Annotated in this window: 25 protein-coding genes; 6 read left to right on the forward strand and 19 right to left on the reverse strand. The window is 65.4% G+C overall.

Annotation, left to right across the window (positions count from 1 at the left end):
- Positions 1-6: 6 nt before the first annotated feature.
- The 16 genes from ITJ61_RS04130 to ITJ61_RS04205 all read right to left on the reverse strand — a co-directional run bounded on the left by ITJ61_RS04130 (position 7) and on the right by ITJ61_RS04205 (position 12700).
- Positions 7-690, reverse strand: coding sequence for a hypothetical protein (locus ITJ61_RS04130; protein WP_194685564.1), 684 nt, complete (start codon positions 688-690; stop codon positions 7-9).
- Positions 691-816: 126 nt separating this feature from the next.
- Positions 817-1206, reverse strand: a complete 390-nt coding sequence (locus ITJ61_RS19695) for a hypothetical protein (protein ID WP_228496598.1) — start codon at positions 1204-1206, stop codon at positions 817-819.
- Between the two features lie 152 nt (positions 1207-1358).
- Positions 1359-1568: a hypothetical protein gene (locus ITJ61_RS04140; RefSeq protein ID WP_194685565.1), complete on the reverse strand. Its 210-nt coding sequence runs from the start codon at positions 1566-1568 to the stop codon at positions 1359-1361.
- Positions 1565-2128 carry a hypothetical protein gene (locus ITJ61_RS04145; RefSeq protein ID WP_194685566.1) on the reverse strand — a complete coding sequence of 188 codons (564 nt, stop codon included), beginning with the start codon at positions 2126-2128 and terminating at the stop codon, positions 1565-1567. Before ITJ61_RS04145 ends, ITJ61_RS04140 begins: the two co-directional genes overlap by 4 nt.
- A gap of 70 nt (positions 2129-2198) precedes the next feature.
- Positions 2199-3110 (reverse strand): helix-turn-helix domain-containing protein, encoded by a 912-nt coding sequence (locus ITJ61_RS04150; protein WP_194685567.1) that lies wholly within the window; start codon positions 3108-3110, stop codon positions 2199-2201.
- An 80-nt stretch (positions 3111-3190) separates the two neighbouring features.
- Positions 3191-4066 carry a helix-turn-helix transcriptional regulator gene (locus ITJ61_RS04155; protein WP_194685568.1) on the reverse strand — a complete coding sequence of 292 codons (876 nt, stop codon included), beginning with the start codon at positions 4064-4066 and terminating at the stop codon, positions 3191-3193.
- A gap of 174 nt (positions 4067-4240) precedes the next feature.
- On the reverse strand, positions 4241-4750 hold the full coding sequence (locus ITJ61_RS04160) for a DUF3846 domain-containing protein (RefSeq protein WP_194685569.1): 510 nt from the start codon (positions 4748-4750) through the stop codon (positions 4241-4243).
- A gap of 504 nt (positions 4751-5254) precedes the next feature.
- Complete coding sequence (locus ITJ61_RS04165) at positions 5255-5770, reverse strand: DNA N-6-adenine-methyltransferase (protein WP_194685570.1); 516 nt, start codon at positions 5768-5770, stop codon at positions 5255-5257.
- An 89-nt stretch (positions 5771-5859) separates the two neighbouring features.
- Positions 5860-6456 (reverse strand): hypothetical protein, encoded by a 597-nt coding sequence (locus ITJ61_RS04170; protein WP_194685571.1) that lies wholly within the window; start codon positions 6454-6456, stop codon positions 5860-5862.
- 6 nt (positions 6457-6462) lie between these two features.
- Entirely contained in the window at positions 6463-6606 is a 144-nt protein-coding gene (locus ITJ61_RS04175; RefSeq protein WP_194685572.1) for a hypothetical protein, read from the reverse strand.
- A gap of 118 nt (positions 6607-6724) precedes the next feature.
- A complete protein-coding gene (locus ITJ61_RS04180) occupies positions 6725-7912 on the reverse strand; it encodes an aminotransferase class I/II-fold pyridoxal phosphate-dependent enzyme (protein WP_194685573.1) in 1188 nt (395 codons plus the stop codon).
- A 5-nt stretch (positions 7913-7917) separates the two neighbouring features.
- Positions 7918-9369 (reverse strand): AMP-binding protein, encoded by a 1452-nt coding sequence (locus ITJ61_RS04185; RefSeq protein WP_194685574.1) that lies wholly within the window; start codon positions 9367-9369, stop codon positions 7918-7920.
- A complete protein-coding gene (locus tag ITJ61_RS04190) occupies positions 9366-10499 on the reverse strand; it encodes an acyl-CoA dehydrogenase family protein (RefSeq protein ID WP_194685575.1) in 1134 nt (377 codons plus the stop codon). Before ITJ61_RS04190 ends, ITJ61_RS04185 begins: the two co-directional genes overlap by 4 nt.
- A gap of 30 nt (positions 10500-10529) precedes the next feature.
- The gene (locus tag ITJ61_RS04195; RefSeq protein ID WP_194685576.1) at positions 10530-10802 is read right to left on the reverse strand and encodes an acyl carrier protein; all 273 of its coding nucleotides are present in this window, start codon (positions 10800-10802) and stop codon (positions 10530-10532) included.
- Positions 10799-11068, reverse strand: a complete 270-nt coding sequence (locus tag ITJ61_RS04200; protein WP_194685577.1) for a hypothetical protein — start codon at positions 11066-11068, stop codon at positions 10799-10801. Before ITJ61_RS04200 ends, ITJ61_RS04195 begins: the two co-directional genes overlap by 4 nt.
- 420 nt (positions 11069-11488) lie before the next feature.
- Entirely contained in the window at positions 11489-12700 is a 1212-nt protein-coding gene (locus ITJ61_RS04205) for an MFS transporter (RefSeq protein ID WP_194685578.1), read from the reverse strand.
- Positions 12701-12774: 74 nt separating this feature from the next.
- Between ITJ61_RS04205 and ITJ61_RS04210 the strand changes: the two genes are divergently transcribed.
- Together ITJ61_RS04210 and ITJ61_RS04215 are read left to right on the forward strand one after the other, a co-directional pair.
- The gene (locus ITJ61_RS04210) at positions 12775-13353 is read left to right on the forward strand and encodes a TetR/AcrR family transcriptional regulator (RefSeq protein WP_194685579.1); all 579 of its coding nucleotides are present in this window, start codon (positions 12775-12777) and stop codon (positions 13351-13353) included.
- A gap of 236 nt (positions 13354-13589) precedes the next feature.
- Entirely contained in the window at positions 13590-14138 is a 549-nt protein-coding gene (locus ITJ61_RS04215) for a hypothetical protein (RefSeq protein ID WP_194685580.1), read from the forward strand.
- A 391-nt stretch (positions 14139-14529) separates the two neighbouring features.
- Here ITJ61_RS04215 and ITJ61_RS04220 read toward each other — a convergent pair whose 3' ends face one another.
- Both ITJ61_RS04220 and ITJ61_RS04225 read right to left on the reverse strand, forming a co-directional pair.
- Entirely contained in the window at positions 14530-15084 is a 555-nt protein-coding gene (locus ITJ61_RS04220; protein ID WP_194677843.1) for a hypothetical protein, read from the reverse strand.
- Positions 15085-15355: 271 nt separating this feature from the next.
- Positions 15356-15628, reverse strand: a complete 273-nt coding sequence (locus ITJ61_RS04225) for a hypothetical protein (protein WP_194685581.1) — start codon at positions 15626-15628, stop codon at positions 15356-15358.
- A gap of 407 nt (positions 15629-16035) precedes the next feature.
- Between ITJ61_RS04225 and ITJ61_RS04230 the strand changes: the two genes are divergently transcribed.
- From ITJ61_RS04230 to ITJ61_RS04245, 4 genes are all read left to right on the forward strand, one after another.
- Entirely contained in the window at positions 16036-17388 is a 1353-nt protein-coding gene (locus ITJ61_RS04230) for a pentapeptide repeat-containing protein (protein ID WP_194685582.1), read from the forward strand.
- 1373 nt (positions 17389-18761) lie between these two features.
- A complete protein-coding gene (locus ITJ61_RS04235; protein WP_194685583.1) occupies positions 18762-21227 on the forward strand; it encodes an ATP-binding protein in 2466 nt (821 codons plus the stop codon).
- Positions 21224-22606 carry a hypothetical protein gene (locus ITJ61_RS04240; RefSeq protein WP_194685584.1) on the forward strand — a complete coding sequence of 461 codons (1383 nt, stop codon included), beginning with the start codon at positions 21224-21226 and terminating at the stop codon, positions 22604-22606. Before ITJ61_RS04235 ends, ITJ61_RS04240 begins: the two co-directional genes overlap by 4 nt.
- Before the next feature lie 45 nt (positions 22607-22651).
- Positions 22652-22888 carry a hypothetical protein gene (locus ITJ61_RS04245; RefSeq protein ID WP_194685585.1) on the forward strand — a complete coding sequence of 79 codons (237 nt, stop codon included), beginning with the start codon at positions 22652-22654 and terminating at the stop codon, positions 22886-22888.
- 85 nt (positions 22889-22973) lie between these two features.
- Here the strand turns inward: ITJ61_RS04245 and ITJ61_RS04250 are convergent, their stop codons facing one another.
- Positions 22974-24386: an LPXTG cell wall anchor domain-containing protein gene (locus ITJ61_RS04250; protein ID WP_194685586.1), complete on the reverse strand. Its 1413-nt coding sequence runs from the start codon at positions 24384-24386 to the stop codon at positions 22974-22976.
- Between the last annotated feature and the right edge of the window lie 41 nt (positions 24387-24427).

The raw sequence follows: 24427 nt of genomic DNA on the forward strand, positions 1-24427 counted from the left end.
CGGGGCTCAGAACGCCGTATCGCCGTCGTTTCCACAGCGGGTGCCGTCGAGCAGATTTTGCGCCCGCTCTCGAACTTCCAGTTCCTGCCGTTCGCGATCGGCACGTCGGGCGTCTCTAAAGCGCCGGGCGATGAGGTCGATTCCGGCACGCAGCACTTCGACTGGTTGCTCTTCCAAGGCGAACAGCTGGTCGCGGGACTCAGGGGTCAGGTCCCGCCAGACGAGGTAGATCTCGTCCCACGGAAGATCGATCCCGTCCAGCTTCGGCACCGGAAGAGTCAGATGCTCGCCCGCGAACGTGAACCCAACCGCGGCCCCAACGCCGATCCCGGCCACAAATCCGAGCACGCGGGCGGCTGCGCTGATCGGGTGTCCCCAGAGCCCTTCTGCGATGAAAGCGAACACGTCGGCGACGATGAAGGCTCCGGCGAGGAGGCAGGCAAGGCCGACAAGGACGCCCAGCCAGTAGCGGCGGCGTCTGATCGGGCGAACTCTCGCGAGTTCCACGGTGAGCTTGGCGAGCGCACTGCCGCGCACAACGACAACGGACTCGTCGGTGACCCGTTCGGGCTCGCCGCGACCAACCCGCTCTTGTCGTTCGGTTCGGATGCGGATGGCGGTGTCGGAGGCGTTGACGTCGTAGCGGTGGCGTCCGACAAACTCGGTGCGCGTTGGGGTGTGGTTCAGCATTCGTGGACTCCCGGTCGTGGGTCGTGGGACGGATGGTCAACACACCTATGCGGGGCCCGCGCGAGAAACCGCCCGCCTGGTCCAGGAGTCCTGGGCGCCGGGCGGGCGGTTTCGGTAGGGCTGAGGTCAGGCGGCGAGCTTGGCTTTCTCCTCGGCGGTGACGCGCGTGAGCTCGATCGGGTTGTTGCCGGTCCACAGCATGCCGGTGGCGTGGTCGATGACGATGGGCGCCTGCATGTGGCCGAGCGACTTGTAGTGCTCGCGCTCGTCGTCGGTGAGCATCCGGTACTCGAACGGGACGATGCCGTCGTTCTCGAGCTTGCGCTTGGTGGCGGTGCACTGAACGCACGATGCGGTGGCCAGGACGGTCAGGCGTGGCGCGGGGGCTGGGTCCAGGCCGGCGTCGGCTGGCACGTAGTCGGCGACGGACTGGACTTGCAGGTCACGCTCGAGGACGACGGGCGTGTACGCGCTGAGGTCGGCGGTGGCGGTTCCGGGGACGGTGATCATGGTCATGAGGTGCTGGCCTTTCGGTGGCGGTGGGGGTTGCTGAGATGTGGGGCGCGGCATCGGCAGTCGTCGGGGCCGTGGGTGCTCTATGCGCTGTGGCCGCTCGGGTGGGGATCCGCGTGCCCGCACTGTGTGCGGCACTCAATCACGGGCAAGCCTCAGTCGAGGTCGAGGAGGTGAAGCCCCGCGGTCTCGGGCGGCGGGGACTTTCGAGTGCCGGAGGTGCGGGCGACTCCCGGGGTACGGACGGTCCTCGCTGGCTGGCGTCCTCGGGAGGTCACGATCGCGATGAGGATGACGACGACGAGCGCGGCGACCGCGGCAACCCCGAGGGCGAGGACGACGTGGGTCATGACCGCCGTCATCATGCGATGGCTCCGATGATCGGCAGTTCCTGCTCGGGGGTGGAGTAGTGCACGTCGATGAGGCGGGGCGTGCCGTCCGCGTCGAAGCGCAGTTCGACGTCTCGGAGGTTCCAGCCCTTGCCGTCGTCGCGCTCGGACGGGACCCACGCGGTCGCGCGCCAGATGAGGCGCTCGTGCTTGGCCTTGCGGAACCGTCGGTGACGGCGGAGCGCCCCCAGCCCGCCGATGTCGCCGTAGCGCGCGGTTGCCCAGTCGGTGACTTCGAACGTGGTGCGCCGGCGTATGGGCGCGTCCATCCAGCGGTCATCCCCCATCTCGGCGGGGACCAGGGAGAGCCAGAGGTGGCACGCGGCGATGAACAGGGCTCCCGCGACGATCCCGGCGATGAGCTGCCAGAAGTTCAGGTCCCCCCGCTCCCCCGTCCATGGGAACAGGATGGCGGCGACGACGGTGGCGATGCTCGCGCGGACGATCGTGAAGCGGACCTCGTCGTACTCCAGCTCCTGCACGCTCGAAGGGGTGAAGGGCGCCGCGGCGACGTCGTCGGCGGGTGGTGAGGGCACGAGAACTCCTGCGGGGCCGATTGGTGGCGTCCTGGGCGGACGTCACTCGCGGTGCCCCTATGCGGCCCGGCTACGCGGACGCGCGCCCTTCTCTGGACCGCAGCGCCTCTCGGAGGGCCCGCATTGAGGAGAAACCGCTGGCGAGGGCAACGCTTCGGAGGTCGTCGGTGGAGGCGACGCTGTCCCCCAGCATCGCTTCGGCGAGGCGGAGGCGGGCGTCGCGCAGGTGCGCTGCGGGGGTCCGGTCGGTGCTCTCGAGGAGGCGGTGCACCTGGGAGCGGGAGAGCCCAACGAGCTCAGCGAGGTGCTGGACGGTGAAGGCAGGGTCGTGGGCGTGCTCGTCGATGAGGGCGAGGATCTCTTCCGCTCGGTTCGAGGGCGGCTGTGCGTCATCGTCGGCGCGGGCGAGGTCGGGGTCGGTGTCCACGTTGGAGATGGTCGCGGCGAGCAGCAGCTGTTCGATGCCGACCGACCAGTACCGGTACGGGGTAGTGCTTCGGCGCACGTGCCCGCGCAGCGCTGCGGTGACCGACGCGACGAGGGTGCGACGGTAGAACGGATCCGCTCGGTAGGAGTGCCCATGGATGAGCTGCGCCTCAGGGACGCCGTCGAACAGCGAGGACGGGACGCCGATGAGGAGCCGGGAGGAGGCTCGCTTTGTGCGCAGCTGCAGCCCGGTGTTGCCCGCGGAGTAGAAGTTTGCGCCGGCGGGTGCCGATCGGGTGTTCCCATCGGCGAGGAGGTCCATGGTCCCCTCCAGCACGAAGGACGCCACGGTGACGTTCTCGAACTCACTGCTGGGGATGATCTCCAACGTCGCGGGAGTGTGCCAGATGCGGCCGATGACGAAGGTGGGCGTCCACGCGAAGTCGGCGGTGAGACGGAGGTGCTGATGGCTGCGAGAGGTGAGCTTCCATCCGCGATCGGCGAGCCAGGTTTCGGCGTCGCGGCCGGTGAGGGACTGCTGCAGTTCGGTGCGCATGATGGGGGTTCCGGCGGGGTCAGAAAAGCAGTTGGCGGTGGAGGGGTGATGCGGCAGACCGGCCCGCATCCTTGGGGAAGCTAGACGAAGACCTTCTGAGAGATGGGCGTCGGCATCGGTTCGATCACGATGGGGCGAGCCGCGATCTCGGTGATGGATGGGACGGGCTGATGTTTCCGGCGGGCTCGGCGGAGGTGTGCGCCCGGGGTGAGCCCGGTGGATTGGAACGCGCGGTAGAGCTGAGCACGGGAGGTGCCCATGCGCTCCGCGAGGCGGCCGACCGACAGCTGCGGGTCGTGACCGTGGATCTCGATGAACAGGAGCGCGTCCGCGAGTAGCTCCCGTTGTGTTTCCGCTTCCTCCGCGGTGGGCACCTCGTCGCCGCCGTCGGTGTCGTTGATGGTGGCGGAGAACGCGGCAGCCAGAGCGAGCGATTCCATGCCGGCGGTCCAGTACCGGTACGAGTCGTCCGCGCGGCGAACGCGACCGCGGAGGGAAGCGAGGGCGGAGCTGATCATGGTCTCCCGGTAGAGGGCTTCGGCGCGGTACGGGCGGGCGGGGATCGTGAGCTCCTCCGGCATCCAGTGGTAGAGCGTCTCCGGGAGCCCGATCACAAGCCGGGAATGCGGTTCCGAGGAGGACATCTGCACCGGCAGGGTCCCGTCGACGAAGAAGTGCGACGGCGCTGACACACGGCGGGCATCGTTCGGTGTGACGAGCGTCACTGAACCTTCGAGGACGAAGGTGACGAACTTGAACTCGGCGCAGTCCTCCGGGAGCTCGATGGAGGTGACCGCGGCGGTGTGCCAGATGTGCTTGAGGATGAATTCAGGACTGCGAGCGGAGTCCGCCGTCATCCGGAAGTCGTCGCTGGAGCCGATCACTCGCCAGCCGTGGCCGCGCATCCATGCGACCGCGTCAGCACCGGTCAGCACCAGGTCCCGCTCGATCTGCACAGCCGCCTCCCTCGGTGGCCCCGGGTCTCAGGGGTTGATCAACGCTATGCCCGGACACAACGGGCAGAGCCCCGGGTCCACGACTTGAAACAGATTGGTGCGGGGTTGGGAACGATTCGTGCGCGTAATGGTCCTCCCGCGTCGTCCATGCCGCGTCGGGAAGGATTTTCGGCGTCAGCCCTGGTCGTGCTCGAGCAGGGCTCGGTCGGTCATGATCGCGAGGAACGAATGCTCGCGTGCGCAGTCGCAGCGCGCCTGGTCGTCGGGGTAGCCGATGGCGCCGTTGCAGGCCAGCGGGAACTCGTGGATACCGAGGCGGTGCCCGCAGGCGCAGACCCCTGAGACGGGGATGTGGACACCGAGCGCTCGCTCCACCGCGACCACGTCGGCGCTGGTTTCCACGCCCGCGTCGTCGTCGAGTCCAGTGACGACGAGTGTCCCCTGGATCATGTCGCCGCCGAGGATGCGTCCACCGATGAGAGTGAGCGCGCGATGGTTGATGGCGAGGCCCTCGTAGAAGCCTTCGGCGTGCACGTATCCCGAGGCTGAGTCACCGACAACGATGGCTTCGATGTCACCGCCGACGAGACGCTGGAACTGGCCGAGCGGGTCCCGCTGGGTGATGGTGACCGCGGCGATGTCACCCGTGGGCGGGATGACGACGACGGTGATCGGGTACGGCATGAGCGGGCCTTTCCTAAGAGCGTGTGTGCGGGAGACGCTCCGCTGAACCAGCTATGCGGGGCACACCCGGCACGGGCTCCTGATCCGGCTCCCTGACCCTTGCAATATCGCTGTCGTCAGCTCTGGATCGCGGCCGGTGGCACCAGCCTCGATGTCGCCTTTCTCGCCTGGGTAGGTCACGCGCTCACGCCCGTCGACTCCGCCCGGTCCGCGCTGAACCTGGCCGGTACGTGCGAGACGGACTTCGTCGCCGCAACCAACGGCGGGTCAGCGGAACGCATCCTGGCACTCTCGTGCGCACGCATCGGCTGACGCTCCGGGCGCGGTGGTTTTCCACAGATCCTTCCGCCTCGCCCCAGGCATCGACGCCGGCGCTTACGATCCGGGCATGGACGACGACGGAGAAGCGATCGGCTGGCCAGCATGCCCGGGCTGCCTCATCCTGCTCGCCATCAGCGAGCGACTGCACTGCACAGGATGCGGGCTCGTCGTCCTCTGAGCGGCCTACCGGCGAAGCGTCGTCCCCAGATGCTCCAGTTGCCTGGCATCACAGTCCCACGTGAAGATCGCCGAACCGTGCGACGCGGCCATCTGCCGCCCGTCCTGGCGAGGGATGCCGAATTTGAGCCGCCCCTGGACGAGCGTGACTGCATCAGCTGAGGCGAGCGCGGTGTGGAAGATGCGTGTGTCCGTGTGCGCAGGGATCAGCAGGGCGACGTGAGCCCCGGCGGTCGCCGCGCCAATGCACCGGTGGACCCAACGCTCCCGCGCCTTCGCGTACGGCGGGTTCACGAAGATGGCCTCAGCATCCCATGGCAGGGCCGCACCGTCGTCGGGAAGGCAGATGAAGCGTTCTGCACCGGTCGGGTTGTCGGGTTCCGTGCACGGGTCCAGTTCGATGGTGCCGCCGAGCGCGGCCCGGATCGGCTCGAGCGCGTACGCCGGCGTCAGGTGCACCTGGTTCGGGTGCGCATCCGGGCGGTAGCGGAGCGTGTTGCTGAAACGGGTCGATGCGGCCATCCGGCGGTTCCCCTCGAGCTCAGCGAGCGACGTGCGTCGTCGCCTGTTGGCTGAGCTATGCGGGAACCAGAGGAAGCACCGGACGAGACCTAGCTGTGGTGCATAGCATCCAGGTCGACAAAGACCAATTCGCGTCCCTGACCGCGGCGGCCTCGACCGCGCACCGGCTTGGGGGTCGATGATCTGGACTGCACCGTTCCTCGCGCTGGGGGTGCGACGTTCGCGAACGGACGACGACCGTACACGGCGACGAACGCATCGACGTGGTCGCCCTCCACGTCTTGCGAGTAGTCCCGGGGCGTCTCAACCCAGCAGACCTGCAGGGTGTCTGCCTCCGCGAGCTGCCAGATGGATCGGCCGCCGGAATGGTTCGCCCGGTTTGGCTTGAACCCGCCGAGACGGTCGCGCAGGCCACGCTCGGCTTTCCCGATGTAGAGCACCTCGGCGCCATCGATCCAGCGTCGCTCGAGGTCGCCGATGGCGTAGGCGCGCAGGAGACTCTCGTCCGAGAACAACGGCGGACGGACCGGGTCGGCGCGGAGCACGACGTAGATGCCCCGCCCCGGCGGCAGATCACGGCCATTGAGCCCGATCAGCGGAACGAACCCCTCGAACCCAGCGCGGACCAACGCATCGCGGGTCCAGGCATCCGGGAGAGGGAAATCCGTCCGGCGTTCGTCGGCCACCTCGACCTACTTGACCGTCTGGAACTGGATGAGTTCCCAACCTTCTGGCACCTGCGCTTCGAGCTCCGCGCGAACGTCCTCGTACTCGGCGGCTTCCGCCTCGAGCGTGCGTCGTTCAGTCGAGCGAATGATGCCAACCAGTTTCGTCATGATGCGGATCGTATGCGGGACAAGAGCACCGGCGGCAGAGGCATGCCGCTAAGCGCGCCTCCACCGCCGGTGCCTGCACTGGATTGACGTCTCGTTTCGGTACGACGCTCCACGCCGATCAGTTCAGCGCGAACCTCGCAGTCGCTCGAGCCATCGTCGCTAGGAACAGGTCGATCTCGTCGTCGGAGTGAGCACTGGTCACGCCGACACGCAGGCGCCCTTCGCCGAGGGGAACGTGCGGATACACAAACGTACCCGTGAAGACGCCCTCATCCATGAGCCAACGAGAGACTTCGACGGTCTGCTGCTCGTTCCCGAGCCTGATCGGAACGATGTGGCTCGTGGTTTCGATCAGGTCGAGCCCGAGGGAGCGGAGCCCCTGCGTGACTCTCGCGGTGTTCCGAGCCAGGTCGGAGCGCAGCCGCGGCCCGTCTTCCGCCAGGATGCGAAGCGATTCGAGAGAGGCGGCGGCAACGGCCGGAGCGACGCTTCTGGAGCTGGTGAATGACGGCGAGAGGTAGCGCATCCGCCGCTGCTGCTCCGCGCTGCAGAGGACGAAGCCGCCGACGCTACCGATCGCTTTGCTCATCGTGCCGACGACGACATCAACGTCTTCCAGAACACCGAACTCGTCGGCGACGCCGAGACCGTTGGGACCCATAGTTCCGAAGGAGTGAGCTTCATCAACGACCGTAATGGCGTCGTACGTTTTTGCGAGCTTGACGATCTCCGGAAGGGGTGCCACGTCACCGTCGGCGCTGTACAGGCCGTCTACGAGGATCACCCGGGAGGCCTTGTCCTGCGTCTTCTTGAGGATCGCTTCTAGCTTCGCGACGTTGTTGTGCGGGAACGTCCTGAGCTCCGCCTTCGACAGCCAGCTGCCCATGTACAGCGAGATGTGGGCGGTTCGGTCGCTGATGATGACGCTGTCCGGACCGGCAAGGGACGAGACCACAGCCTGGTTTGCCGCCATCCCCGACGGAAAGATGAGCGCAGCCTCAAAGGACCCCAGACTCTGGAGGTGCTCCTGGAGTTCGTTGTGCACCGCCGTCTTCCCGCAGAGCAGCTGCGCGCCGTAGGTGTTGGTTCCGAAGGCGGCGATGGCGTCGATTGACGCGCGCTTGAGACGGTCGTGCTGCGAGAGACCGAGGTAGTCGCAAGAGCCGAACATGAGCATGGTCCCGATGTTCGAGACGTCGACGGAGTTCCCGCGGTTTGCCTCGACGACCGGGAAGAACGGGGAGATGCCGCGGTCCTCCCACTCTGCGTACATCTCGAGCGGTTCCGTGGGTGCCTGTGTGGTCATGGTGTTCATTCGAGTTCCTTTCCGATGGCGTGCGCGAGGTGGGTGCGGTCGACCTTCCCGTTGGGCGTCCGCGGCAGTGTTTCCACGATGTGCAGCCGGTCGACGATCATGTAGGTGGGTAGGTGCGTTGCGGTGTGGCTTTTGAGTCCGAGAAGGGACACTCGGCGCCCGCCCTTAGGGACGACGACGGCCGTGAGACTTCGGTCAGTGCCTTCCCCGACGGCCAGGACCGCGACATCCTGGATCGCTTCGTGCAGGCCGAGGACCGCCTCGATGTCCCCGACTTCGACTCGATATCCGCGAATTTTCACGAGCCCATCGCTTCTTCCGACGTACTCGATTTCGCCCGCAACGCCGATTCGTCCGAAGTCGCCTGTCGCGTACGCGCCATCTTGCGGGGCCTGGCCCCAGTAGCCGACCATGACGCTTGGGCCGTTGACGACGATCTCCCCTTCGTCTGGTCCCGGCCGGAGCGTGACGTTGGCGCCGGAGGCCGGATACCCGATGGGGATCGGTGTGTTGCGCGTCAGGTCTGAGGCGGAGAGTTCGTAGCCAGTGCAGACGTTGGTTTCGGTTGGTCCGTACCAGTTCATCAGGCGCACACCGGCCCAAGTTTCGAGCAGCGCTTTCGCCCGTCCGAGCGGAAAAGGCTCCCCGGCAAAGATCATGACCCGAAGGTCGTCCGGAGCTCGCGCAATGAAGAGCCCGCCGTGATCGATCATCAGCATGAGGGCCGAGGGCACGGAGTACCAGACGGTGATCTGACGCTCGCGGATGAAGGCTGCCAACGCGGTCCCGTTGTTCGCTGCAGAAGACGGGATCAGGTCAACGGCGGCCCCAACTGCGAAGGCACCGTATAGGTCGAAGACGGAGAGGTCGAAGCTAAATTGAGCATGGCTCGACAGCCGATCATCAGAACCCACGCCGGCCTCGACGACGGCCCAGTCAACGAACGCTCGAGCATTCGTGTGGGAGATAGTCACGCCTTTGGGGACGCCCGTCGATCCCGAGGTAAACAGAATGTAGGCCGGGTCATCCGGTGAGATTGTCGGAGCCAGGGGCACCACATCTTGCTCGGAAGCCAGGAGCAAGTCGAGCGTCGAGCTGCCGAGTCGGGTGGCGAAACCGATCGGACCGTCAGTCACCACGAAGGAAGCCCTGGCAAGCTCGATGACCTGCTTCACCCGCGAGATCGGATTGCTCGGCGCCACGGGCACGTAGATAATCCCGAGGCGAAGCGCGGCCTGCATGAGTGCGACCGTGACCGCACTCTTCTCGGTCCACATGACCAGCCGGTCCTCGGCCTTGAGCCCGTGCCGAGTGAGTGCCGACATGAGGTGTTCCACAATCTCGTCAAGCTCTCCATAGGAGTAGGTCCGTGGGCCGTCGTGCACGGCTGGCGCCTTGGCGTCCTGCGAGAGACTGTCCAAGAAGTACTGCTGCAGGAGTGTGCTCATAATCCGAGCCCCGCGGCAACGAGGTCACGCTGGATGTTCGAGGTTCCGGAGAACACGGTGCTCGCGGATGCGTCTCGGAGTGCTCGCTCCACCTCAGCATCGCGCATGTACCCCAACCCACCGAACAGCTGCGACGCCATTCCGGCGGAAGCGACCGCTGACTCGGAGACCGCCAGCTTGGAGAGCGACGAGAAGAGTTCGGCGCCGTCCTCGTTGTCGATCCCCCACGAGGCTCGGTAGAGCAGCAGACGGGCGCTTTCGAGTCGAATCTTCATGTCGGCGATCTGGTGCTTCACGGCTTGGAATCCAGACAGGCGTTGTCCGAACTGGCGACGATTGCGCACGTGACCAACCGTGTGATTGAGGATCTTCTGCTGCAATCCGATGTAGATGCCGAAGAGGCAGGTCCGCTCCCACAACATCGACTGCTGGAAGATTCGTCCCCCCATGCCGGGGACACCTAGGACATGGGAGTCCGGCACGAACGAGTCGTCGAACTGCACCTCTGCTGCGGCGCAGCCTTCGAGGCCGCTCTTGACAAAGACCGGGCCCACGCTGGTCCCGAACGACTCTCTGGGTACGACGAAGGCTGTGCGTCCCAGTGACCCGGCGTTTGCGTCCGTCACGGCGTAGGTGACGAAAACGTCCGCGATTGGTGCGTTGGAGACGAACGACTTGACGCCGTTCAGCACGTATCCCCCATCGACGCGGGTTGCCGTCGTCTGCAAGGCGCCGACATCCGAACCGGCACCCGCTTCCGTGATCGCGTTTGCGCCGATGACGCGTCCTGCGGACATACCTGGGAGCAGCTCGGACCGGAGTTGCTCGCTGCCGTGATGCAAGACGGGCGTCACGCAAGCCAGGAGGTGCGCCGCACCGCCAAACACGAGTCCGAGGTTCGGGCTCGTCTCGCCTGCGGCTTCGTAGGCGCGAGCCGTTCCCTGCGCCGACCAGCCAGCGCCGCCGTACTCCTCCGGGATGCACCCACCAAGGAGCCCCATCTCCCCGAGTTGCCCCCAGCCGGCACGACTTGGGGAATCGTGCATCCCGTGCGTCGGGAGCTGGGATGCAGCTTCGCGGATTCCTTTGAGGAGGGTGAGTTCCTCGGTGCTCGTCGAGAAATCGACCATGCGTTTGCTCCGTTATTCCAGGTCCGAGGCCTACTTCGACGCCGGCACGGCGAGCAGGTTCTCGACCAGCGACGAGATGGCATTGATGTCGCGCATGTTTTCGGCGATGACGGCCTCGGCAGGGACGCGCACTCGGTACTCCGTCTCGATGAAGTTGACGAGCCTCGTCAGCTCGATGGACTTGAGCACACCCCACTCGAGCAGCGGCGTCTCGTGTGTCAACTCCTCATCTCCGTCCAAGAACTCGTCTTGGACGAGCTCGATGAGAGATGCCTGGATTGCGGACCGTGTTGCCTGTGTCATGACATTTCCTTTGTTCGGAGGGCTTGAATGGGTGTTGCTCGGGATGCGTCGTCTTCGGCCAGTCGGATGTCTAGGTCTTGGAGGGCCCGAACGGCGAGGTAGCAGACGTGTTCCGAAGTCAGATGCAGGCGGATGAGTTCGAGCGGTGGTCGTCCGCCCAAGCTCGCCTGCCGGTTTTCCTGCAGGATTGCGGGAGTGTTCAGTGCGATTCGAGACAGCGGCTCCGCCACGCCGATGCCCCAGGCCTTGGAAGCTGCTTCTCGCATGACCCACTCCTCAAGCGGATCTGCAGCGGAGTCGTCAAGGTCGAGGACTGCGGCGACACCGTCGGCCTGACGGCTGCATGACTCGACATCGATCCCGACGCTCGACGTTCGAGGACCCGCCGCGGCGACAGTGAGGTCACTGGCATGAGAAACCGATAGTGAAGCTTCCTGAGCCTCCAGGCGGCCATGCTCGTTCGAGCCGCACCCGGGGCATCGCCGTGTCACCGCCTCATGAGGTCGCCCGAGATCGCGCAAGCACGCACGAACGAGCTGCGCACCAGCTCCTCGTCGAGCCTGGACCCGCTCGGCGTACCCGGTCGGGTGCCCCTTGTTCTGGTCCCCCGCCGGCGGGCGGGTCTCAACTTCCCTGACTGCAAATCTCACGATGACGATCCCCCCGATCGAGCTCATGTGATGGGCCTACTCGCGTGTCTCGGTAACCGACGCGCTCCGCTGAGGCAGGGCTGCAAGTCCGGTCGCAAGAACGAGGGCAGTGGTGGCGATAATGCCCGTGAGCGTGATGCCGCCGAGATCGAACGTGAAGACCCCAAGCGCCGACCCAGTTGCTCCGCCCAGGAAAGTGATGGACATGTAGATGGTGTTTGTTCGCCCGGCCACGGTGGGAGCCCGGAGAATCCGAGTCTGGTTCGCAACCTGGGTGAGCTGATTCGCCAGAGTGACACCGAACATGGCCGCCAGAATGATGGGCACCTGGTTGGATCCAACAGCGATGGCGAGAGCGCTCACGCATCCGAGTAATGCGGCGGCCAGCAGGAATCGCGCCGGCCCCCACCGGTCGACGAAGCTGCCCGCCTGCTGCGTCAGCACAGCTGCGACGATCCCCACGAGCCCGACGAGTCCCGCCTGCGCAGTCGTCCATCCGACGACCTGCGTGAAGTGCAGAACTGTGACGACCCAGAGCGCGTTGAAGCCGCCGAAGACGAGGAACTGGATGCAGGCTGCGCGACGCAGTGCCGCGTCGGTCCGGATAATCGCCGGGAGGCTTGTGAGCAGCGCCCGATAGGACGCCTTCGTCGGCGGCCGAACGGAGTCGGGGACGCGCCAGCGAACCAAAAGGATGAGCACGAACATTAGGCCTGCAATCGCGAGGACGGCCGCACGCCACCCAAAGGCGTCACAGGTCCACGCAACCACGATGCGGCCGCCAAATACTCCGAACAGCAAAGCCCCAGTGAGGACCGCAGTGGTGCTTCCGGAGCGCCCCTCGGGACTGAGTCTGATCGCCAGCGGCAACAAAACTTGTGCGACGTTGCTGACCAGACCGGCGCAGAACAGCGCAATGGCGAGCTGCATCGGAGATTGCGCGAACGCGGCGATTCCGAGGAACGCCGCCGCGAGAAGGAGCTGAACCTGCGCCTGGCGCCGTGGACGGACGACGTCCGCCAGCGGCAGCAGCGCGACGATACCCACGGCGTAGCCAACCTGTGCCGAGGTGGCGATCCACCCGAGGCTTCCAGTGGACGTCGAGAACTCTTGAGCGACGACCGTCAGGATTGGCTGCGCGAGGTAACTGATTGTGACGGCGCCGGCAGATACGACCGCGAGCATCGCGAGGCTGAGCCCCCATGGCTGAGCAAGCGATGGCGTCGCTTCCTGGTGTAGCTCAGTCATCAGCGTCCCCCGCCTAGATTTGTTACTAACCGTTCAGTAACCCCGCCGCAAGACTAACCAGAGAAGATGGGTTCATGCAATACGACAAAGACGCGACTCGAGCTCGGATCTTCGCGGCCGCTGATGACGAGTTCGCACGCGACGGCATCAACGGCGCCAGAGTCGACAAAATCGCGGCACGAGCCGAGACGAGCAAGGCGCTCATCTACAACTACTTCGGCAACAAGGAGCAGCTGTTCGCGGAGGTCGTCACCGCACGACTCACCGATTTTGCCGAGTCGGTCGACATCGACCCACTCGATGTGCCTGCGTACTTCACCTCGGTCTTCGACTACCTCGTCGACCACCCGGACATCATCCGCTTCATGCAGCACGAAGCACTGCATTACCACCCGTCCGAAGCCCCGGGGTTCGAGATCCGACGCCAGCGCTACCACCTCCGCATCGAGGCGATTCGTGAAGCGCAACGCCTCGGCACCGTCGATCCCGAGATCGACCCCGAGGCCACGTATCTGCAGCTAATGGGCACCGTCAACTGGTACTTCGCCGCGCCACAGATCGCCGAGATGCTCGTGCCTAGCTCATCGGCGGAGAGTCTGCTCCGGTTCCGCACCTCGCTCGAACGAACAATACGTAAGGCCCTGGCCCCATAGCGCGCCGATCGCGCCTGCCAGCTTCGTCCAGACGCGGTCGGACGCAGACTGATGTGGGTGGAGGCGCAGGCGAGCCACTCCCTCGCAATGTCCAAGAATCCGCATACGAATTCGGACGGTCAGATTCGCTCCCCTGAGTAGCCTTGACGCGATAACGGACGGAGCTGCAACGCTGCCTCGACGTCGACAGTGACCGACCACGACCACGCCCCGTTCACCTCAGAAAGACCGCCGCCGTGGAACCCGACTTCATCGTCACCGTCATGATCCCGCTCTTCGCTCTCATCGGCGTCCTCGGGTGCATCACCGCCAACGCGCATGCCCGCACCAGACGGCATCTCGTGCGGACGTCATTCAACAGCGCGGGCAAGGCACGCGAGGTTCGGAAGCGAGCTCAAGCCCTGGCCGCCGAGCGCGCAGGAGTAATCCCCGACGACGAGCTCGATGAGCTCCATGACTCCGCCGAGCTCGAGGGGCTCTTCGACGACGCCGACCACCTCGACCGGGCGTCCGTCACCGCGGCCGACGTGTACGCCCATACTCCGAGCGCGAACATCACCACGCTGGTCTCCGCCGTGCTCTGGTTCGCCGCCGCGGCCTTCGCCGGCCGGCTCGCTTGGGACCAACACCAGGCCGCGACCGTCATCGACACGGGCGTCCTCAGCACAGGGGCGATCATCACTGCTGGCGGAGCTGTTGTGTACCTCGCTGTCGCGATCGCGTTCGCAGTCAGCTACCCGATGCTCTTGCACGATCGTGCGGTGCTCGCCGACCATTCGAGGTAGGCCTCGCTACGTCAGCGACCCGTCCGCATCAGGTGTGGGGCTACTCCTGCTTCCGCTCCGCTCGTCGATGTGACTAGCGACGATGAACTTCACCAACCAGATCGCCAAGATCATTGCCGCGAGCCACAACAGGCAAGGTCTGCCTGCGGCAATGAGCATGGCGAGCGCCAGCGGAGTAGCCGGGAGCGGGTCAGCAGCGGTGTCGCCCAGTTCGTAAGGCGACCGACTCCACCGATCTGCGCTCCCCAATGGACAGGACGGCCCAGTCTTGAGGATCCTCGTTCCTCGCATCCGATCGCAGGGCGAAAGGGACATGGAATCCGGATCGCCAGCGGTCTCGGCGGGGAGATAGCGATCACGTCGATTGCAGCGCCTCGGTTTTCGAGTGGGTCTAGTCGGCGATGGCTGGGAGTTCTTCGCCGGATTCGGTGTTGAGCAGGTGTGCTTTGTCGTCCACAAACACGAGCGTGACGTCGACCAACGAGACTCGTCCGTCCACGCTGAAGGTGACATCGTGGGCGGCGAAAACGGCACCAGCCGGACTGTCGGCCCGAGACACCGCACCAAATCCGTCCACGAGACCGTACGTTTCTGCCGCCCAGTCCGTCACCGTGGCAGTGACCTCCCCCGCTTTCGCGTTCTCAGCTCTCTCGTCCATGACGTTGATGTTGATGAAGAACAAGCTCGCACCTGCCACGATGCCGATGAGTCCAACGACGGCGGGTGCGAAGGAGTCCTCCGTCAGGGAGAAGGAGATGGTGAAGATCCCTGCCAAGATGAGCGCAACGCCGAGGATCGCGCCCATCGGGGTTCCAAACAGGATGTCACGGAACACCACGAAGAGATTCTCCGCTTCCAATCCCGACATCGAGGGAAAAACGGGCTCGGCTGGGACCAGTACATCGTCCCGGGTGAAGGTTGTCGCGAGGGTCGCGGTCGTGAACATGTGCTGCTCCAATGAGTACGTGGCCGGCTCGCTGAACACAGCGGGCCTCGGTGCTACGACACCTATGCGGGGACGCCAAGACGGGGGCATGAAAGTCGCGATCCGCGGTGTGCTCCGCGTCACTGCCAGCGTCTGGGCCGTCCACGTTCCGCCGCTCCATCTCGCAGTACCCGTCGACAGCAAGGACGCTGCTGTCACCGACGCGTTGCGAGCCTTCGCTGCTGCTGCTCCGAAACGGTCCCCGCGCAACATCGAATTGGACGTGCATCTCTCAGATGGGACGGCTGAAGTCGTCACCCGCCAGCGACACCGTAGTCTCCCCGACCAGCTGCGCAGACTGGACATGCTCGCCGACGAACTTGCCAAGCAGGAAGTCGAGATCCGCAGTCGCCTCGAGGCGCGGCGCGAGCAGGTCGACGAAGCGCTCCTCGCGTTCGGTGTAGCCCATGCTGGAGCCGGCACGGTACCCGAGGCGGACCTCATGCACCACATCTACTGGCAAGCGCCGCTCGTGCGCGCCGAGACGCTCGCTCGCGTCCTGCACGTGAACTCGGGGAGCCAGGCGCACGCTGAAGTCGACCCACGCACCTTGGCCCGCACATGCCCGAAGTGCCACACCGACCTGACAGGTCCAAGCGCGAACCCATCAGATCCAGCCCGACTCGATCAGCGCTTCCGCGATGGCTGCATGGCCCGAATCTGGAGCGAAGGCAAGGAACGCCCAGCAGAGTGATCAGCTCCGGAGCTCGCACGGGAAACGTACGAGCCAGAGCGATTCAACGCCGCGGTCCGAGACGGCATGGAAACCTCCGCGATCCACGTCGAATACCCGGGGCTGGGGGAACGTGGCAGGTCGACAACGCGCGAGTGGCTTCGGCGGAGAGTGACGGCGAGGCGACTGAGAGGCAGCCGCGGCTATGCGGAAGCACGAGCGTGCGCCAAGATCATGGGATGACCGAGCGCCTGCCCCTCTTCCGCGACCGCATCCGTGCGTTCGTCACGCCACCGCCGATCGTGAACGGCCCTCTCTGGAAGCGCGTCTGCATGCGGGTCTGGGTGCGCGCCTGGCGGATGATGGTGCTCGCTGTTCTTGCAATCGCAGCCATCGCACTGGGCTACCTCCTCCTCGCCGGGTTGCTAGTGGCAGCGCCCCAAGCCATCGTGACCGAGACCATCGGCGATAGATGCGCCAGGAACGGTCCGCTCGACTGCACCCGTGCCATCGCCGACGCACGGCAAGCTGTGCTCTTCTGCGTCGGTGGACTCATCGCAATCATCGGCCTCTACTTCACCTACCGACGTTGGATGCTTGAACATGAAAACACTCAAATTGCAGCTGACGAGGGTCGAGTGATCGAGCAGCGACACCGACGTGAGGGCGAGCAGCTAGAAATCGGGCGCATCACTGATGCCCTCAGTCTTCTCGACAGCGAGAATGAAGCCAAGCAAACGGCCGGCATCAGCCTTCTCACTGACTACGCGCTCCACACCCCGGAGACCCGACACGTGCAGGTCATCCTCGATGTCTTGAAGGCGTTCATCGAACGAGACCACCGTGTCGGGTGGAAAGAGTTGGCTGGAGAGCGAACAGACGAGCGCCTCGCCGTCTCACCAGAGGCAGCCGCCGCCCTGCGTGGACTGCTCCGCGCATCGTCGCAGCGACGCATGAACGTCGAGCTCAGAAACCTCACATTCCGTGAACTCGAGGCACCCAATACCGACTGGAGCTACGTGCAGTTGTACAGGGTCAATTTTTCCCGCTCGAACCTCAGCGAAGCGCGCTTCGGACCGGCAGCTGGAGGGCACTCACACGTTAAGTTCGAGACGACTGAGCTGGACCTGGCCGACTTCACTGACGCCCGTCTTCACCACGTTCAATTTTACCTGTCAGACCCGCTCAACGCCGGCTGGAAGCTAGGTCTGACTGGAGCAAAGTTCACTCGCGCGCGCATGCGAGTAGTGAGCTTTCACGGCGGATTCATCATGGAGCCCGATTTCGACGGTGCGAGCCTTCGCCAAGTCATTTTTACGGACAACTCCGGCGTCACGCCTAAGGCGTTCGTGGGGGCGGACCTGATGAACGTCACTTTCCCCGAGGACGGGCAAAACAGCCGACATGGTCTCGTTTCGAATCGCGGCACCTTCCCCATGCGTGGGCTCATCAGCCCGAAGCTCGTGACAGGCACCGTCGATCTCACCGAGGCAGCCGCCACCGACGGTGCCCAGCCGGTCCGCGATAGCGGCTCCCCCGCGGGCGATAGCCGCACTCCGGAACCAAACCCGACGGACGAGTCGCCTACTTAAGATCCCTCGGTCGCTGGCGCTCCCTCGGGGCGTTCTGCATCGTCCCGTTACGTTCTGTTTCTGTTCGCTGTCCGGGCTTCGCCCGTCCCGTCATGTTGCCTCCCGCATCGCCCTCTGTTGCTGCCGCGCGGGGCGCGGCCACCGTCTCTCCCCGGCCCGTCTCTGCACACTGTCACCCGTCTGCACTTCTGCCACCTATCCACATCTACATTCCTGCATCCCTACATGCCTGCGTTCCTGCATCCGCTGACCCCATGCAGGGTGTTCCGTCGTGCATCCCGGCTCGTGGCTGCGCCGCTCGTTCCTCGCGTCGCGGTCCTGTGGTTGCGCCGTTCTCACCAGTCGCCTTCTCGGGTCCCCCAGCGGCGTGACCTGCGGTCTCGCGCTTCGCCGTTTCCGTCGCCCATCCTGAACATCTCTCTGCTCTCCCCCGCCTGCAGTTTCACCCCCTCTGCCGCTGCGTCCTGGATCGTCTCGTCGCGGCTCGTTGCTGGATGCTTCGCGCTGCGTTGCAGCGGGCTCGTTCCTCGCCCGCGGTCCTGTGGCTGGGTGTTCGAGGCATGTGTCGTTTCGTAGGGTCCCGGGTGTCCACTTCGTGGCCACGCTTCGCCGCATGGTTCGGTGGTCTGGGAGGTGTCGTTGTCGGGGTGGTTGGCTTGGCTCCCGCGGGGTGGAGTCTGCGACGGAGGTGCCGGTTGTTCCCATCCCCGGCATGCACCCGCACTACCCGTCTGATTCGTCACACTTTCGACCCGATGCGGGACGTTTCGGGGTGGATGTCCGGATTGAGTCAGCGCCTGCGGCGCGATCCTGTGGTGGCGTCCCAGAAGCAGGCGAAAGAAGCGCGGACGGTGAAGCCAGGGACCGATGCCGAAGTGGCACTGATGAAGGTGGCTGGGACACCGACAGCATGCCGCACACAGTGCACGCAGGACGCCACGAAGCGCAGCAGCAGCGGAGAAGTGGCCGGGCTGTCGAAGCGCGGGACGTGGATGGTGGAGCAAGCGAGACCAAACACAACCACGCGCAGGGCCGAGGAACGAGGCCAAGACCCCGCGGCGACTGAGCGGACGAGGCACCGCCTCGGAAAGCCACGTGGCACCTGAACGCCCGAACGCCGCACTCGAAGACGCGCCAGCGGCTAAGACTGCAAGGCACCCGGAAAGACGCCCCAGCGGCTTACCGGCGCGAGAATCAGAACCCGAAAACTTGCAGGGTTGAGGAGACGAGCGGGGGCTGGAGCGGGATTCGGCACTTTTGACCGGGGATTCTCAGGGGAATATCCAGATCGATTTCTTGGCTGATTTGCCCGATATTTCTCGGCTGGGTTCGCTCCTCGCTCGGTCGTCGGGGGTTCGCGCATAGGACTCACTATGAGTGTGATTTCTGAGGTGTCCACGTACGAGTTGTTCAAGGCCGGCCCCCTGGAGCTGAACGCGCCGACGCTGCTGCAGAAGGCGAAGGCGTTCCAAACGCAGGCACCGGACGGCACGACGTTGATTCTGCTGCGCGATGAGGCTGGAGGCGCGCACTCGTACGTGTCGTTCCCAGCGTCGAAGCACGCGTCCGCGTCGATGGCGTTCAAGCTCGGGGACGCGGTCGCCGCTAAGGCGGTGTACGTCGAAGATGGGCTGTCGCTGGCGGACGTGGAGCAGGTGTCACAGCTGTCCGTGCAGAAGCTCCCGGATGTCGGTCAGTCGACGCAGGCGGGCGCGGAGTTCGGGACCGTCGTGCAGTCCATGGTCGGGTTCCTCGCTGCGGGCGAGTGGGTCGCGATTTCACTGCGTGCGCCGACGAAGTCCGAGCGCAAGAGCAACAAACTGTGGCTCGCGCATCGGGGCGTCGCCACGCATCACTCGTTCGAGACGGGCGCGGTCATTGCGTCGATCTACGCAGGGTCGTCAGATGCGATGCGAGCGGCTGATCTGGTGCGGCATCTCACGTCCACGCTGCCCGGGTTCGACGTCATCGCGGATGCACGGCGAGCGTCGAAGCTCGACGGGTCGATGCCGTTCGTGGTGACCGCGCTCGTAGGTGCTGCGACGGCGATCGGGATGCCGCTGCTGCTGCGTGAAGTACCGGCGCTCGGAACGGAAGTTCCGCAGCTGCTGGACGTGCCGTGGACGGTGCTCGGCGTGCTCGTCACGGTGGCCGCGATCGCGGCGTTGATCGGTCGTCTCCTCGGCCGGTTGCCGTCATCGTGGCGGACGTTGCAGCGCCTCCTCGGGCAAGGCTTGGCGCCGGAATCTCCGACGCTCATGGGGACGCCGAAGCGGCCAGCGAAAGAGTCGAGGACGCTGACGAAAGATAGCGAAGGGAACCCGGTGGAGAAAATCCGTCCGGAGTTCGCTGGCGAGTATCCCGTGCATCCGCACGCGGCGTTCCTGGGACCGCATCTGCCACTCGCGCTCGTCGCTCCGCACGCCGGTTCCGCCTTCTCCGGAGGCGCCACCGGCGACCGCATCGCGCCGGTCGAACTGCGTCGCAACATCGGCCCCGTGATCGGCTCTGACCGCGACGGCGCAGTGCATCTGAGCTCGGAAGATGCGTGGGCGGGAATGTTCGTCACCGGACTCGCCGGATCGGGCAAGTCACGACTGCTCGAAGCGCAATGGGGCTGGTTCCTCTCCAGCCGTCTGCAGTCGAAAGTCCGGCGCGCCATGATCGCATTCGACACCAAGGGCGACGGCGTCTCTGCGGCCGCGCACGCACGCTGGGCCACGAAGTTCGACGCCCCCGTGGAGGCTGTCAACATCGCCGACCGAAACGCGCTCGAGGGGATCGCGTTCTTCCCTGAACCGGGTGGGTTCGTCTCCGCGCACGACTACGCCCGCGACATCGTCGACACCCTCAAAGCGGTGTACGGCGTCGACTCCATCGGACCCCGCTCCTCGCCGTCGCTCATCGCAGTATTCGAGGCGGGATCGCTGCTGTCCCGTTCGGGAACCGGCACTGTTCCGGAGGTGTTCACAGAGGCACTCTCGCGCTACCGCGGACGCACCCCGTTCTGGTACGCGAACCTCCTCATCGGCAACGGCGACGACCAGGAAGCGAAAGAGATCGCCGGCCTCATCCAGGACGCAGCCGGGCGGCATCCGGAGCACGCCGAGCTCGTGTCCGCCGCCGACCATCTCGGGCCGACATACGGCGGTGGTGTGACGCCGTCGCAGCGCAAGAATCTGTTCGACGCTCCACGCTCGAAGGTGGAGCCGCTGATGACGCTCGAGCACTGGTGGGCACGCCCGAACCAACGCACTTGGGACGAGCTCCTGGAGGCCGACGCGAACGTCATCATCGACTTCGGACCGTCCGCATCCGGGCACTCGCTCGACGACCGCGCACGCGAGCAGATGGCGGCTCTTGCGATGCACACGATGTGGAAGGCGATCCGGCGCACGTGCATCGGCTGGGGCCTCGAAGACCGACGCGTCGCCGTATTCGAAGGCGAAGTCAAACACCTCGCCGCGCACTCCGGAGACGTCCTCTCCTGGTTCCGCAACGACGGCCGATCGTTCGGCGTCGAACCGTTCTTCGCGACCCAGTTCCCGGAGCAGCTCGAAGACACGGTCCGCAAGACGATGCTCGGCTACGGCACCCGCATCGTGCTCCGCCAGGAGGACGCGAGCGTGATCCGCGACCTCGTCGCCAGTCTCGTCATCGACGGGTCCTCATGGGAGCCGGAAGACGTCGCCAACCTCCCCAAATACACCGCCATCGTGAAGACCACCCTCGACAAGGAAGCCATGCGCGCGTTCACCCTCAAGATCCCCGACTTCGAAGCCATGAGCTTGGCCGAGTTCCGGAGCCTCCACCAGACCGACATGGGCCTCGCCGCATGAGCGCCATCCCCGTCGCCCACATCCCCTCGCGCACCCCCAACGCGAAGATGCGCGCGAGCGTCCGGCAAGACCCATTCACGAGCGGATTCTGGGACGTGGGAGCTGCCGCTGCGTGGTCCTCGATCGACCAGGCACGGCGCTCCGCCGCATCCGGGATCGGGCATGCCCCGAAGCGATTCCTCAGCGATCCCGCCGAAGCACTTGCTCGCGTCCACAAGTACGGCAAGCACTGGCAGAACACTCTCCGCGTCCTCGCAGCGCTGAACGCCTACCGGACTCTCACCACCCAGCAGCTCGCCTACCTCACCGGCATCGACAAGGTCCTCTCCAAAGAGGGCAATCTCATGCGCGACCTCTTCACCCTCGGACTCGTTGACATCGGCGCCTACCAGACGCCATTGCACGTACCGCAAGCGAGAGCCCGCATCGAGCTGTACCGGCCATCCCGGTCCTCCGCGTTCGAGGAACTCATCAAGCCGAAAATGACGTACCCCGAGTGGGCGACCACCACTGGCGCGCACCCGTGGTCCGCGTCATCGAGGTACGACCGGCACAACGTGCTCGTCGCCGAGATCATCGCCCGCGCGGCCGAGTTCCTCCCGATCGGCGCGGTCGTCGGAGAGCGGTTCGCGGACGTCGCCAACCTCGCCTACACGAGCATCGGCGACGAGCCGCCGCGAGGGCTGCAGCGCGCTGCAGATGCCGTCCTGCTCCGGGAAGACGGCGCGCGCCTCGCGATCGAGCTCACCGCCTCTACGGGCAAGAACCTCACCGAGAAGGTCGCGAAGTGGGTGCAACTCTTCGGCAACCGCAGATGGGACGACACAGGACTCCACGTCGTCTTCGTCGTCGCCGGCAACCCCGAGGCGGCCGAGAACCATCACTCCGCGGCAAGCGACCTCAGCCGAGTCCGCCGCGACATCAGTCGGGCGCTGCGTGATTGGCGAGCACCCGCGCATGATCCGGCGAAGTTCCGCATCTCCATCGTGCAGTGGCAGGACTGGTTCCCCGGTCCCGACCTCATCGACTCGTCGTTCCTGACCCTGCGGGCGCAGAGACCGACGGGGCAGAACGCGGACGACCCGTGGGAGAGCGTGGATCTGCTCGACCCACGCCAGGTGCCGACGCCTGCGAACGAGGACCTCCCTCGGAGTCTCGACATGCTCGCCGTCCAGCGCTTCCAGCCGTCGTGGCTCGCCGAGGGGCGCACGCCACCGAACCTTCACGAGATGCGGAAGGCCACGAGCCCGTTCCGGCGCCTCACGGTGAATAAGACGGTGACGAAGACCGGCCTGCCAGTCAAGCCGCGCTTCTACCCGGAAGGGATGGGCCCGCCTCAGCTGCCGATGCGGCTGCGCACGAAGCTGTCCGCGCCCTGATCGCGCATAGGAGGCTTACGCGTCCCCACCGATTGGAGCCTGTCCATGGCTGACCAGGATCGACAGCAAGAGATGGAAGAGCAGCTCGGCGCCATCCGCGACTTCTTCGCGTCCCCGCCCGGCTGGATCTTCGCCGGAGCTGTCGCGACCGCAGTGTTCATCGGCATCGTCCTAGCCGGCTTCCCGGGTGTGCTCGGCGTCGCGCTTGCCATCGGGATCGGCGTCACCGCGCTCGCTCTCGCGGTGACGATCACAGTCCTCTACCTGCGAAGGCGGGACTGAGCCGGCGCGAGCATCAGGCGCCACGAACGACGAAGCCCGCCACCGCAGAGATGCGAGTGGCGGGCTTTGTCGTTGAAGGAGCGCGCTACCGGTCCGCGGGCTTGCGACGCAGCAGAAGCATCGCAGCGCCAGCCAGCAGCACGAGCAATCCGACGCCGACCGCCAGCGCACCGCTGCTGTCTACGCCCGTCGTCGCGAGACCGCCCGAGGGTGCTGGGGTGTTCGAGGGTGCGGGAGCGATCGAAGCGGCGGATGCACTTGAGGCCGGAGGGACGGTCGCGGCTGATTCCGAAGAGGTCCTCGTCGGCTGAACCGTCGGTTCCATCGTGGGCTCCGCGGTCGGCTCAGTCGTGGGTTCCCTGGTCGGCTCGACCGTAGGTTCCGTTGTCGGCTCGACCGTAGGTTCCGTTGTCGGCTCGACCGTAGGTTCCGTTGTCGGCTCCGTCGTCGGCTCGACCGTCGGCTCCGTTGTCGGCTCCGTCGTCGGCTCGACCGTAGGTTCCGTTGTCGGCTCCGTCGTCGGCTCGACCGTCGGTTCCGTCGTCGGCTCGACCGTCGGTTCCGTCGTCGGCTCGACCGTCGGTTCCGTCGTCGGCTCGACCGTCGGTTCCGTCGTCGGCTCGACCGTCGGCTCCGTTGTCGGCTCGACCGTAGGTTCCACTCCCAGCACATAGATGTCAGGGAAGGTGGGTGTGCCACCCGTGATGAACTCGACTCGACCGTTATTCGACGCCTGGTCGTAGATGTTGACTGAGTACGGCTTGTAGACCCCACCTGGCCACGTACCACCATCAACCGTCGCTGTCGCAGTTCCGGACCAGCGGTCACCAGAACGGCTCGCGGGATCCCGGTTCGCGTCCCAACGAACCTGGAACAGCGATCCAGTCGGAGCCTGCAGATAGAAGATCGCGCTGCTGAGCTCATTCGCCTCACGCACCACCCAATCGAGACGAATCTCGTCGTCAGCACCCACACTCGCCGGAGACACCAGCTCCAGAGATTCCAGCACCGGAGCCGTCAAATCCGCGGCGTCGTTGTTGACTGTGATGTCAGGGAAGGTGGGTGTGCCACCCGTGATGAACTCGACTCGACCGTTATTCGACGCCTGGTCGTAGATGTTGACTGAGTACGGCTTGTAGACCCCACCTGGCCACGTACCACCATCAACCGTCGCTGTCGCAGTTCCGGACCAGCGGTCACCAGAACGGCTCGCGGGATCCCGGTTCGCGTCCCAACGAACCTGGAACAGCGATCCAGTCGGAGCCTGCAGATAGAAGATCGCGCTGCTGAGCTCATTCGCCTCACGCACCACCCAATCGAGACGAATCTCGTCGTCAGCACCCACACTCGCCGGAGACACCAGCTCCAGAGATTCCAGCACCGGAGCCGTCAAATCCGGATCGACTGGAATCGGTGCCGCGTTCGCGGTAGTGGCTACGACTCCTCCAAAGAGGAGCGCAACGATGAGCGCGCTGATGAGCGCGTAGAGCTTTTTCACTTGTTCTCCGGCGGTGGAGTGGACTGGGGTTCTCTCGACGT

This window comes from Pseudoclavibacter sp. VKM Ac-2888, from assembly GCF_015351285.1.
Taxonomy (GTDB): domain Bacteria; phylum Actinomycetota; class Actinomycetes; order Actinomycetales; family Microbacteriaceae; genus Pseudoclavibacter.